General features: G+C 60.0%; 12 protein-coding genes and 1 pseudogene. 7 read left to right on the top strand and 6 right to left on the bottom strand.

Features of this window, described 5'->3' with window-relative positions; all coding sequences use genetic code 11:
* Both C9413_RS18910 and C9413_RS18905 read left to right on the top strand, forming a co-directional pair.
* A partial coding sequence (locus C9413_RS18910; protein WP_170250755.1) for a DUF2332 family protein occupies nucleotides 1-612 on the top strand: 612 nt, incomplete at its 5' end.
* Between the two features lie 448 nt (nucleotides 613-1,060).
* Complete coding sequence (locus tag C9413_RS18905) at nucleotides 1,061-1,867, top strand: class I SAM-dependent methyltransferase (protein ID WP_039845698.1); 807 nt, start codon at nucleotides 1,061-1,063, stop codon at nucleotides 1,865-1,867.
* Nucleotides 1,868-2,247: 380 nt separating this feature from the next.
* Here the strand turns inward: C9413_RS18905 and C9413_RS18900 are convergent, their stop codons facing one another.
* Complete coding sequence (locus C9413_RS18900; protein WP_039845697.1) at nucleotides 2,248-2,598, bottom strand: hypothetical protein; 351 nt, start codon at nucleotides 2,596-2,598, stop codon at nucleotides 2,248-2,250.
* A gap of 386 nt (nucleotides 2,599-2,984) precedes the next feature.
* Between C9413_RS18900 and C9413_RS18895 the strand changes: the two genes are divergently transcribed.
* On the top strand, nucleotides 2,985-3,611 hold the full coding sequence (locus C9413_RS18895) for a class I SAM-dependent methyltransferase (protein ID WP_170250754.1): 627 nt from the start codon (nucleotides 2,985-2,987) through the stop codon (nucleotides 3,609-3,611).
* Between the two features lie 198 nt (nucleotides 3,612-3,809).
* Here C9413_RS18895 and C9413_RS18890 read toward each other — a convergent pair.
* A pseudogene (locus C9413_RS18890) lies at nucleotides 3,810-4,441 on the bottom strand (tyrosine-type recombinase/integrase).
* 136 nt (nucleotides 4,442-4,577) lie between these two features.
* Here C9413_RS18890 and C9413_RS18885 point away from each other — a divergent pair.
* Entirely contained in the window at nucleotides 4,578-5,087 is a 510-nt protein-coding gene (locus C9413_RS18885; protein ID WP_170250753.1) for a nucleoside kinase, read from the top strand.
* 228 nt (nucleotides 5,088-5,315) lie between these two features.
* Nucleotides 5,316-5,675 (top strand): hypothetical protein, encoded by a 360-nt coding sequence (locus tag C9413_RS18880; RefSeq protein WP_246703791.1) that lies wholly within the window; start codon nucleotides 5,316-5,318, stop codon nucleotides 5,673-5,675.
* A gap of 95 nt (nucleotides 5,676-5,770) precedes the next feature.
* On the opposite strand, the gene C9413_RS18875 is transcribed toward C9413_RS18880, so the two are convergent.
* Nucleotides 5,771-5,920 (bottom strand): hypothetical protein, encoded by a 150-nt coding sequence (locus C9413_RS18875; protein WP_166677442.1) that lies wholly within the window; start codon nucleotides 5,918-5,920, stop codon nucleotides 5,771-5,773.
* A 351-nt stretch (nucleotides 5,921-6,271) separates the two neighbouring features.
* Between C9413_RS18875 and C9413_RS18870 the strand changes: the two genes are divergently transcribed.
* A complete protein-coding gene (locus C9413_RS18870) occupies nucleotides 6,272-7,381 on the top strand; it encodes a sulfite oxidase (RefSeq protein ID WP_039845694.1) in 1,110 nt (369 codons plus the stop codon).
* A 386-nt stretch (nucleotides 7,382-7,767) separates the two neighbouring features.
* On the top strand, nucleotides 7,768-8,352 hold the full coding sequence (locus C9413_RS18865; protein WP_170250752.1) for a GNAT family N-acetyltransferase: 585 nt from the start codon (nucleotides 7,768-7,770) through the stop codon (nucleotides 8,350-8,352).
* Between the two features lie 554 nt (nucleotides 8,353-8,906).
* On the opposite strand, the gene C9413_RS18860 is transcribed toward C9413_RS18865, so the two are convergent.
* The 3 genes from C9413_RS18860 to C9413_RS18850 form a co-directional block, all read right to left on the bottom strand.
* Nucleotides 8,907-9,977, bottom strand: a complete 1,071-nt coding sequence (locus C9413_RS18860) for an adenylate/guanylate cyclase domain-containing protein (RefSeq protein ID WP_039845692.1) — start codon at nucleotides 9,975-9,977, stop codon at nucleotides 8,907-8,909.
* 3 nt (nucleotides 9,978-9,980) lie between these two features.
* The gene (locus C9413_RS18855) at nucleotides 9,981-10,472 is read right to left on the bottom strand and encodes a Rab family GTPase (RefSeq protein WP_223843944.1); all 492 of its coding nucleotides are present in this window, start codon (nucleotides 10,470-10,472) and stop codon (nucleotides 9,981-9,983) included.
* Between the two features lie 15 nt (nucleotides 10,473-10,487).
* Nucleotides 10,488-11,560 (bottom strand): OmpA family protein (locus C9413_RS18850; RefSeq protein ID WP_170250751.1); only part of this gene is annotated, 1,073 nt, incomplete at its 5' end.

Raw genomic sequence — 11,560 nt, 5'->3', positions numbered from 1 at the left:
GGCCTCTGCCTCATGCCCGACCTCTACAGCTACGATTACGGGCGCAAGGCGATCCGCGCACCCGCGATGGCCGCGGAGCCGCCTGTCTTCCGATGTTCCGCCAGTGAGACAACGCCGATGCCTGCGGCCGCACCGCAAGTCGTCTGGCGGGCAGGGCTGGACCTGAGCCCGATCGATGCTTCGGACCCCTCGCAAGTCGCATGGCTTGAGACGCTGGTCTGGCCAGAGCAGACGGCGCGGCTCGCCAATCTGCGGGCGGCCGTAAAGATCGCTGCCACGGTCAAGCCCCGAGTGCTGAAGGGCGACCTGCGCGGGAGCGACTTAGTGCGGCTCTGCAGCGAAGCTCCAAAGGATGCTACCCTCGTCATCTTTCACACAGCCGTCCTCGACTATGTTTCCGACCCCGCAGACAGAGAGGCTTTTGCTGAGCAGGTGATGCGTCTCTCTCCGTATTGGGTATCGAACGAGTTCCCTCGCGTATTCCCGTGCATCGCCAGGTGCGCCGGAAAAAGCCGGCCGCCAGGCCACTTCCTCCTATCTGTGAACGGCTCCCCTGTCGCTTGGACCGACCCGCATGGCGCCTCGCTCGAATGGATCGCGGACGAGGCGTAGGCGGCTGGCAATGACAACCTCTCCAAACCGCTCGCCAGAGGTCAGCGATAGGTCCGACCCGATCCGTTGCGCGAAGGGCAGCTTTGAGGGAGCGCCATGAAGGTCGCCTTATGGGGCGTCCCGCTGGTTCGGGCACCTGAAGAACGGCCGAAATGAGCGCCGAAGGACTGGGTGGGGTGGGAGGCGGCCGTTGCCGCGAGGGCGAAGGTTCTGCCGCCTTGCGCGCATACCCGCCGTTCGACCTACGCGGATCGAACTGGTCAAACCGACCAAAGCGGGAAGTTCGGACCACCCCGGCGGAAAGGCCAGCGTGGCAGGGGTTGCCACTGCGTCATGTTTCTTGGGAAGCGCAAACAAGGTTCCGCTGGATTGCCCGGTGTGACGGCGATGCGCGCAGCCCGCATGACCGTGTTAAGGTCCATTCTTGATTGAGGGAGGATGGCAACTCATGGAAACTGCACAACTACGATATAATTGGACTGATTCCGACGCCTACGAGGCTTTCATGGGGCGCTGGAGCGAACATCTGGCAAGCCCGTTTCTCGCCCGTGTCAATGTCGCTCCGGGCGGTCGCGTACTCGATGTAGCCTGTGGGACAGGTGTGTTGACGAAAGCACTGGCCGAGGCGGGCGCGCATGTGATCGGTGTTGATGCATCGGAGGGATACCTGGAAGGAGCCCGCCTTCGTCGATCCCACCCCAATATCGCATATGAACACGGCGATGTCCGGCACCTGCGGTTCGACGATGACGTATTCGATGCGGCCGTTTCCTCGCTGGCCCTGGACGTTATCCCGGAAATTGAACAGGTAGTTGCCGAGATGAAGCGCGTAACCCGTCCGGGCGGCGTGGTCGCGTCCGCTGTTACTCAGTTCTTTGGTGGCATGCCCGCCTTCGACCTCGTCTATAATACCGGTGCTGTGCTTGATACCGACGTCGCCAGGATGAGATCCATGCGGGCGGGGCGCACGCACTTCTGGCCGAACGGTCAGGCGGCGTTGTGGCGGAAGATCGGCCTCGCCGAGGTGACGGAGGTTCCCGTTGTCGTAGATTGCGAGTATCAGTCCTTCGCGGACTATTGGGCTACGTTCACCGACGGCCCGGGCAGCGTCACAGGCATGTTGATGGCACTTTCGGATGACGCCCGCGGTTCGATCGAGCAGCATGTTCGTGCCGGGTATCTAGTTGGCTTGCCCGATGGACCCCGATCATTTCCCATGATGTTCCGTGTGGTGCGTGGCTTGGTCCCAGCCTGATCCTGGAGGCCATGCAATTGGGCCCGGTGGGCCAAACTGCGACGTCTATCGAAACTAGGTGGATGTCCGGTTCTGCATTCCGGTCGCTCGAGGCATCCCGATTGGTCTGGGGACACGGCGGGCGGCGTCCCCGCAAGAGGTCCGACTTGGGTCGACTCGAGCCGATGCGCAAAGGGCAGCTTTGAAGGAAGGCCCTGAAACTCGTGTTATGGCGCGAGCGCGACCTTCAGCATGGTCAGCCGCGATGTCTGCTTCCGGGCGGAGGCAAAATCCGCCTCTGCGGCCGACATGCGGCGTTAGCGGAGGTCGTCTTGCCCCGTCTCTGGGACGGGTGAAGCATTAGCTGAACGAGTCGTGACGTATGCGACTCAGGCGGAGGGCTAGGGCGCCGGGTCGGTGAGGAGGGGCATAATGTCCACGCCGTCCCCTGGAAAGATCGAGAAATGCGGGTGGTTCTCGAAGAGGCGGGCGGCGGCGTCTATGGTCTCGGCCTCAACGACGATGTAGCCGCAGAAGGAGTTCACGGCGCCGGCGATGCCGTCCTTGGTCACCCGCGTCGTCTTTCCGACCATGCCGCCGCGATCCGGGAACGATGCAGCGTTCCTCTCCTCCCAATCCGCCCACTGCTTTAATCCGACAGTGTCGACCGCGTTCTGTTCGGGTTTGGGCAGGCTGCGAAAGCGCGCGAGGTCTTCGGGCTTCATGCTGTAGACAGCGAGAAAGCGGGGCATGCGTCGCGCGCTTCGTGTTTGCAGAACGGCATACAAGCGTAAACTAGAGGGTGGCCGAAGGCACTCCGCATTCCCGCCCGCTAGTGTCCGCCCCCTATATGCGTCAGATCAGGAAGTCCACTTCTTGCGCAGAGTGGCTTCAAGGGCGGGAACAAACGATGGCCGCTTGCAGGATACGGACATGGTCAGCTCTATGACCGACATGTGAAGGGTTTCGGGTGCCGCCAGGCAGCATTGGCTCGGTCGGTGGTGTCTCTGACCGCATTTCTGCTAAAGCTGGGAAGCAAATCGCCCGCAATGTCACCAACTGCCGAAGTGTGAAGGGCGCAACGGGCTGATGGGCCTCTCGCTCATCAGGCCTCTTGTCTTGAAGGAGGAGCGCTAGGATGAGCACCGACCTGGATACCGTGCGGTCCTATGATACGGTCGCGGCGGAGTACGCTGCCGAGGCCGCGGCGATGCCCGAATGGGTCGCGACAGAGATCGATGCGTTCGTGGCCGAGCTGGGCGGCTCGGGCAGGGTGCTGGAGATCGGAAGCGGTGGCGGGCGAGATGCACTTGAGCTTGAGAAGCGGGGAATTAGCGTCCGGCGCACCGACATTTCAAAGGGTTTCGTCGAACTGCTTCGCGAAAGTGGCTTCGAGGCCGACCTGTTGGACCCGCTGACCGAAGACTTGGCCGACCCGCAGCGTCCCGGCACGCCGTACGACGGGATCTGGGCCTGTGCCTGCCTGATTCATGTCGCGCGCGAGGATTTCGGCACGGTGCTTGGGCGGCTTGCCGAGGCGACCCGGACCGGTGGCCGATTGCACGCCTCGGTTAGAGAGGGCGAAGGCGAGGATGTGTCCACACACGGCAGTGCTGCAGCGCCCCGGCGCTACGTCGAGACGTACTGGCGCGAGTCTGCCCTGCGGTCCGCACTCACAGGCGCCGGCTGGATCGTCAGCGAGGTACGTCGGTGCGTCGGAAAGCCCCATGATCGGTGGCTGAGCGTTCGGGCGAGTCGGGCGTGACGCACACAGAACTTGCGGGAATGGCCGGTTGTGGCGCGACTATGAACTCTAGGTGGTCACCGCAATGCCGGCTTCCGGGCGAAGGCAAAGATTCCCTCTGTGGCCGACATGGGGGCGCATAGCCGCTCGATCGCAATATTCTGAATGGAGACATTTGCGCCGAGACGACCTGCCCCGCTGGATGCGGGGCCGCACTAGTCAAATCTCGGTATGCTCCGCTAATTCCAGCGCACCTCAATGTCCACCCCCAGATACCTGACCGTGTTTTCGATCTTGGTTTGGCCCAACAGGATTTGGATCGCGCGGAGATTGCCTGTCGCCTTGTAGATCATCGCGGCTTTGGTACGCCGAAGCGAGTGCGTGCCGTAGTATTCGCGTCGCAGCCCTATTGCGGTCACCCATTCATCCTCCAATTTGGCATATTGGCGGGTGCTCAGATGATCGGCATGGTCGACCCGACTGGGAAAGGCATAGTCGTCGACTGTTCCACCACGGAGTTCGAGCCATGAGAGCAGACACGCCCTGACGTCAGTCGTGATCTCGAACTGAATCGGACGGCTGGTCTTTTGTTGAACGATCATCGCCCGGTTTCGGATTTCCGTCCCGGGAACAAGACTTCCGATCTTTAATTTCGCGAGATCGCAGCCGCGAAGCTTGCTGTCGATCGCGAGAAAAAACAACGCGCGATCTCTCATGCGTCCTTCCCTGTCAAGGAAGAAGCGGATCGCCCAAATCTGGCGCTGCTTCAGCGGCTTTTTGACGCCGACCTTCCGGCCGGCGTTCCATGCGGGACGGTCCGGTGCAGTTGGATCGTATTGTGCAATGCCCATTTGAGTTATTCTTCGGCCAAAGGTTGGCCGCTTGGAAAACGTGTGTGAGCAGGGAGAGGGGCCGTCATTTCGTTGGCGAAGCGTTCCCAGGTATTGTGTCTTCTCACCAGATCGAAGGCCATGATAAGCAGCGCTTATGGGAATCAAAAACTATCTGATCGAAGGCGGTTCCGGCACTGGGAAAACGTCTGTCGCTACCGAACTGGAGCGGCGGGGCTACCATGTCGTCCATGGTGACCGGGTCTTGGCCTATGTCGGCGACCCCGAGACGGGCCAGGCACTCCCAGGACCACCCGAAGGCGCGGACCGCATTGTTTGGGGATACGCCCACTGGATCTGGCGTGTCGCCAAGGTCCGCGCTATTGCTGCCGACACCACCCATCCTGCCACCTTCTTCTGTGGCGGCTCGCGCAATTTCCACAAATTCCTGGACCTTTTCGACAAGGTTTTCGTGCTCGATATAGACGTTGAGACCTTGAACCGACGATTGGATGGGCGGCCAAATGAGCCGGGCTTCGAGCCGGCCGAGCGGACGCTGGTGCTCCGCTACCATCATACCCGGGAATATCTTCCCATCGGCATCAATATCGACACGACGGGTACCGTCCCAAGTGTCGTCGACGATATCCTCGCTCAACTCACCTGACGCCCTGAAAGTATTGAGAATGGGATGGAAAGCACTCGATTATTGCGGGAACGCTAGCCGCCTGAACGGCTCACAGGCGGCATTATCGCTTTCGTAGTCGACCGGCAGCTCTCAGAATGTCGGGCGAAATGAGAAACTGACCCCCGCATTGCCTCAAGCAAAATGTTACCGATAGTGTTTGTGTACCGAAGGGATGGACAGGTCGTGCCGTGCCGGTTCGGGGGATGAATGGTCGGGCGGATCAGCATGGCGACGCGATCGGAACTGATCGAGGCAATTACTGAGCGATACAAAGTGGCTCGTCGAGAGGATAAATGCCGTATATTGGATGAGTTTGTAGCGGTGACGGGCTATCATCGAAAGCATGCAATCCGCGCGCTGAACCGTCGTGAGAAGAAGTCACTTGCGAGCAAGAGGCACAGCGCTCTTTATGGCGAAGATGTCCGCGAGGCGCTGATCGTGCTGTGGGAGGCGTCCGAGCGACTGTGCTCCAAACGACTGCGACCGATGATCCCCGTCTTGTTGCCTGCCCTTGAGCGGCATGGCCGATTGCAGCTCGATGGTAAACTCTGCTCGAAGCTGCTGTAAGCGCAGCAACGATCGATCGGCTCTTGACGGAAGTACGTATCGTCGCGCGCGGCGGTCAGCGCCGGCGGGCAGCAATGAGTTCAGCGGTTCGCCGATCAGTTCCGGTGCGCACCTTCGGGGATTGGAACGATCCGCCACCAGGGTTCGTCGAGGTCGATTTTGTGCAGCGCCGCCAGCATGAACTGTGCGCTGGCAGCCATCGCCGCGTCGCCATGCGCCTGCATGTGCCGGCCGAGCTCGGCCATTCACAAGCGGCCGATAGCAGGGCGACTAAATCACCACGGCTCGCGGTGTCGAGTTCTCCGGCGATCAGCAAGATACCGAACAATGTGACCGCTGCAGCAAGGACGACAATCGATGCCGGCCTTTCACCGAGCAGCAGTGGCGTCATCACGGTCGCCGGAGGGCGCAAGCGATCAAGTCCGCCGTCGGCCCCTTTTCTGCCGTTCGAGGTCGATCCGAGGAACGTGCGGTATGTGCTAGAATGCGGCCCGAAGACAGAATGCGACAGACGCACTGCGAGGGCGGTGTGATCGTACCGGAATTCGCGCGACCGAGAGCCGACGTTGTGCTCTTGAAAAGGGGAGACGAGGACGATGCCGACACCACAGCAACCCAGTCTAATAGTTCGACAGAAATCCCCACAGAACATCGAGTTTCCGTTTGCGTCGCTCTCCGATTGGCTGATCCCAACCGAGCTGTTCTTCGTGCGAAACCATTTCCCGTCGCCGGACCTCGATGCGCGAGACTGGAGATTGCGCGTTGGCGGGGCGGTGGAGCGGCCGATCGAACTTGGCCTCGACAGCATCAAGGCGATGCGGAGCACGACTTTCACCGCCGTCGTCGAGTGCGCAGGGAACGGCCGCATCTACTATGTGCCACCGAAGGAGGGGTTGCAGTGGCAGAACGGAGCCGTCGGCAATGCTGCGTGGACAGGTGTTCTTCTGCGCGAGATTTTGGAAATGGCGGGCGTTAAGCGAACCGCACGTGAGGTTCTGCTCGTAGGCGCAGACAGCGGCGTCGTCGACACGAACAGGAAAACGGCTTCTCCCGGCCCCATCGCTTTTGCGCGCAGTTTACCGCTTGAGAAGGCCATCGCTGACAGCACGATCCTTGCCTATTCGATGAACGAGGAGCCGTTGACGCGCGATCACGGCTACCCGCTACGCGCGGTCGTGGGTGGCTGGTTCGGCATGGCTTGGGTCAAGTGGATCACGCATATCACGGTTGTGGAACAACCGTTCCTTGGCTACTGGCAGGCGCGCGACTATTTCCGTTGGGAGCGCAGCCTCGGGGAACCCAGGCTGGTACCCCTCGCGGAGATGGAGGTCAAAGCGCAGATCGCGCGTCCCGTGCAGGGGGCGCGTCTCATCGCCGGGCAACCGTATCGGATTTTCGGAGCCGCCTGGAGCGGAGAGGCTGCTATCCGGCAGGTGCAGGTCTGCACCGGAGATGGCAGGGGCTGGCGCGAGGGAAGGCTCCTCGAAACAGAACGTCCCTTTGCATGGCGCTTGTGGGAGTACATGTGGACCCCTGAAGAAGTGGGGCGATATATACTGCGATGTCGCGCGATCGATGGGGCGGGATGCGTGCAGCCCGACCTCCAGCGTTCCGACTGCGAGAGCTACGCGGCCAATTGGATCGTTCCGGTGGAGGTTACGGTCGTTCCCGAGCCACAGACGTACGAGGAGGAATTCGTGATCTAATCACTCGCATGGGGCGGAATGGCGGCTTTTGGCGCAACTGCGACCCGCGTTGTCACCGCGTCATGTGCGCTTTGCAGCAACAGCGCCGGGTGGCTCGATGGCGCATAGCGGTTCGGTGAATTCGTTCAACGGGAGCCATTTGCGCCGATAAGCGGGATAAAAATCTGTGAGAAGCGGTTGTTCCGTATCGACCTTGAACAGACATTCGCATGACTTCTCACGGCTCCCGAAAGCAGATCAAACACATCACTGGTCGGCTACGGCCAGCGAATCCGGAACCGCTGAGCCAGCAGCAACCGGTATCGCTCCCACGCCATCCGAGTTACGATGCGTAGCTGAAAACGGGCGCGGGCGCCTCGTCGGACCATCTACGTCAGGAGGGCAGTGTGAAATCACCAACAGCGAGAGTTATGGCCGCGGCCGAGGAAGATCTGGCGGTGGAAACGGTCGTGCTGGCGTTTGCAGCGGATCCGATGGCGCGATGGACCTGGCCGCATGGACACCAGTACCTTGCGGCCATGCCGCGAATGATCCGGGCCTTCGGGAGCAGCGCATTCTCTAACGGAAGCGCCTTTTGCACCGACGGCTACGCTGGGACGGCGCTGTGGCTATCGCCCGGAGTACATTCCGACGAGGAAGAGCTTGGTGCGGTGATCGAGAGCACGGTTGCGCGCTCTATTGCCCCCGAAACCACGGCCATATTCGAGGAGATGGCCGCATATCACCCGACCGAACCACATTGGTACCTGCCCCTGATCGGCGTCGACCCGGCGCATCAAGGCGAAGGTCACGGCGACGCCTTGATGGTGTACGCACTCGCACGGTGCGACCGCGATCACGCGCCAGCCTATTTGGAATCCTCGAACCCGCGCAACCTTCCGTTTTACCGACGCTATGGCTTCGAACCGCTCGGCGCGATCCAGGTCGGTTCGTCGCCGACGCTCGTCCCAATGCTGCGGCGGCCGCGTTGAGCTTCGTGCGATCAGATAGTTTGTGATGTAGCGGCGCCGAGCGCGCGGCACAGCCGCGAAACGGGTTCGTGCTTGAAGGCGCAAAGCGGGCATTGGCGACACGCGGACATAGTCCGCTGCGGGTCATGGCGGAGAATTGATCCGGAGCAAGCGAGCTCCCGCTTAGCGTCGATTCCGGCCGCCTGATTTTTGCACCGTCCCACAATAGGCTTTCGCGACCACCGCAACCATTGCGGTTGCTGCGGCGTATTTCTGACCCAGCCCATGGGGCTATCCGCTTGCTCGAGTTCTGAGCCTGAGCGCATTGAGGTATACCCAATTGCGCTACCTTTGTCCGGGATTGGGCCGAGAGCAGTAGGTCCGCTTGTGGCGCAGGGAAGAACGATAGCGGACTTAAATCTCCAGGATCCGATGTCCTGAGTTGACCCGGGACAGACCTTTGGCGGTCGCTCGGTGGTCGACTGCTTCGCGCACCTCTGCGGACATTCGAAACCATGATGTTTGATTAGCTTGAGATGCAATGCGTTCCAGGGTCGGCACTGCCAAGCGGCAAATCAAGCCAGGAGCCGCCACATTCGCACACGACCTGTACCACGCAATTCCGTTTCCTCGAGTGGGTCGCAAGCAAATTTTGGTCCAAGCAGTTGGCGAGTTGCATCCGAAATACGGATCTCATCGGGCTCCGCGGACGTTTGAATGCGCGAGGCGAGATTAACGGTCTCGCCCCACAGGTCATAAGCGAACCGCCTTTTGCCTATGACGCCAGCGACGATTGGTCCCGAGTGAATTCCAATTCTGAGTCTCAGCGGTTCTCCTGCGAAGCGTTCGCGCTTAACCGCCTTCCGCAGTTCAAGTGCATAGTGCGCGAGGGCTCCTGCATGATCGGATCGCGCGGTGGGCAGGCCAGCGACCACCATCACACAATCGCCGATTGTCTTGATCTTTTCGCAGCCGTATCGTTCCGAGAGCCGATCCGCCGCCTTGAAGAAGTAATTTAAGATAGCGAGCGTCGTCACGGCTCCGACGCTACGCGTTCTTTCCGTAAAACCGACGATGTCGGCAAAAAGCACACTCACCTCTGTGTGGTTGTCTGCAATTTTTTTGTGCGCTTTTAACCGCTCCGCGATCGACGCCGGAAGAATGTTGAGGAGTAGGGATTCGGCGCGCTGGTATTCACGCGACAATCCCTCCTGGCTCTTCCTCAACGCCTCGTTCATCGATTGTAATTTCTCGTTGAGTTGACGCTCCCTCTCTTGCAGGAGCGTCATTTCATAAGCCTTCTGTTGGAGCCGCTGCTTGTTGTCGCGTTCGGCAGTGGCGTCAAGAAAGAGCAGCCACACGCAGGCATTGCCGGCAAAAAGATGAAGGTCCGCGACACGCCCGCTGGGCAGTTCGACCATGGCCATATGATATGGAAGCTCCGGGCAAGGCAGCAAACCTTCCATAAATTCAAGCTGATCGGCAACAGGCTTGCCAATGCGAAGCGATGAGAGCCCGTAATGTTTAACGTTACCGCCCTTCGCAGCTATGCAAAGCTGGTCGTCAATTTTCAGATATGCGACAGAGTGCTCATTGTAGAAGAAATCGTAAATCCAGCTTCCGACTTCTCTTGGCAATCTATGCATGGTCTATTTGGTAACCATCGAAGCAAGCTGACGAAACGCATCATCAACATGTTCACCCGAAAGCGCACTTGTTAGAAAGATTTGCCATCCAAGTTGCCTGAGTTCGTTAATCTCACTATCCGATATTGCCCACCGATCGGCCAGGTCGGATTTGTTGAACAGCAATACAAACGGCATAGCGCCGAATTCGGCCTCGGCCCGCTCGCGCAGAGTGAGCGCCACGGCAAGAGTAGCGGCGCGGGTTCCATCGACGACAAGCACGAGCCCGGTCGCACCCCGCACATTGCTGACGCGGAATGAGCCGATATCGTCTTCGCCGGCCAAATCCCACAAAATCAGATCCACGGTTTTGTCCGGGAGTGCGACAGTCTTCTTGTCGATTTTCACTCCCACCGTGGTCAGGTAGGTATCTGAAAAGATGCTTTGCACAAACCTGCGGACCAGACTCGTCTTTCCGACAGCGAACCCACCCAACATGCAGATCTTTTTTTGCAATATCCTGGCTCCGCACTACTCTAGGTTTACCGTAATCGAAACCCGGCGATTGGTGGAGCTCCCAGTTCGACTGTTTTCAGGCACCACCGGCTCAAAGGTGCCAGCGCCCCGAACCAGCAGCAGTTCCGGAGCGACGCCGCGCTTGTTGAGAAGCGCACGAACTGTCTCGGCGCGGGCGGCGCTGATCGACACGTTGGGCGTCTCACGGCCCGTGGCGTCCGCATGGCCGGTCAACATGAACCGCGCTGTTACGCCTGACTTGCGGGCATTTTGGGCGAATTCCTTTATTTGATCCGCCAACCTGTCGATGACCGGCATCTGCTCTGGTCCCGGCACAGCTTTGCCGGAATAGAAGAAAATATCGGTCGCCTGGATGGCCTCTCTCAAATAATTAAATTCTGCAAGGTTCAGCTCACGCAGCTGCGAGACATCCAGAACCACTCCGTCCGCCGAAAGTTGTTCTGCGGCGGCCCGCGCCCGGTTGATCCAGTTGGCAGGGGCCTCACCCTCGGCAACAATGCGACCCTGGACGATCGAAAGCAGAACAGATTTGGGCGGAGCCAGCGACGCCGTCAGCCGCTTCAACACGAACTCCGGCTCAAGGCTCTGATAGAATTGCCATTGCGAATGAACGCGGGCGGGATCGACATGCGTTCCAGACAACAGCGACTGCGGGTCGGCGCCAAGCGGGTCTCTCAGGCCGGAAATGTAGAATTGGCCATCGCGCACCTTTTGTTCGGCAACGATGATGCCCGGTTGGGCCTCAAGTCGCGACACATAATACTGCCAGTGCTCCGCCGCGCGTGCTTCGGGGCTCACATCACGAACCTTGGAGATGTCGAATTCCGGTCCGCCTGCCGAAAGCTGTCGGGCCGCTGCGCGCGCCCGATCTATCCAGGTGTCGGGAGCCTCACCCTCGGCAACGATGCGATCCTTGACGATCGAAAGTCGTACTGTATCCGGCGGAGCCAGCGACGCCGTCAGCCGCTTCAACACGAACTCCGGCTCAAGGCTCTGATAGAATTGCCATTGCGAATGAACGCGGGCGGGATCGACATGCGTTCCAGACAACAGCGACTGCGGGTCGG

This window comes from Rhizobium sp. SEMIA 4085 (assembly GCF_013004495.1).
In the GTDB taxonomy this organism is placed as follows: Bacteria; Pseudomonadota; Alphaproteobacteria; order Rhizobiales; family Rhizobiaceae; genus Rhizobium; species Rhizobium gallicum.
This window is presented reverse-complemented; position numbering and strand designations above follow the sequence as displayed.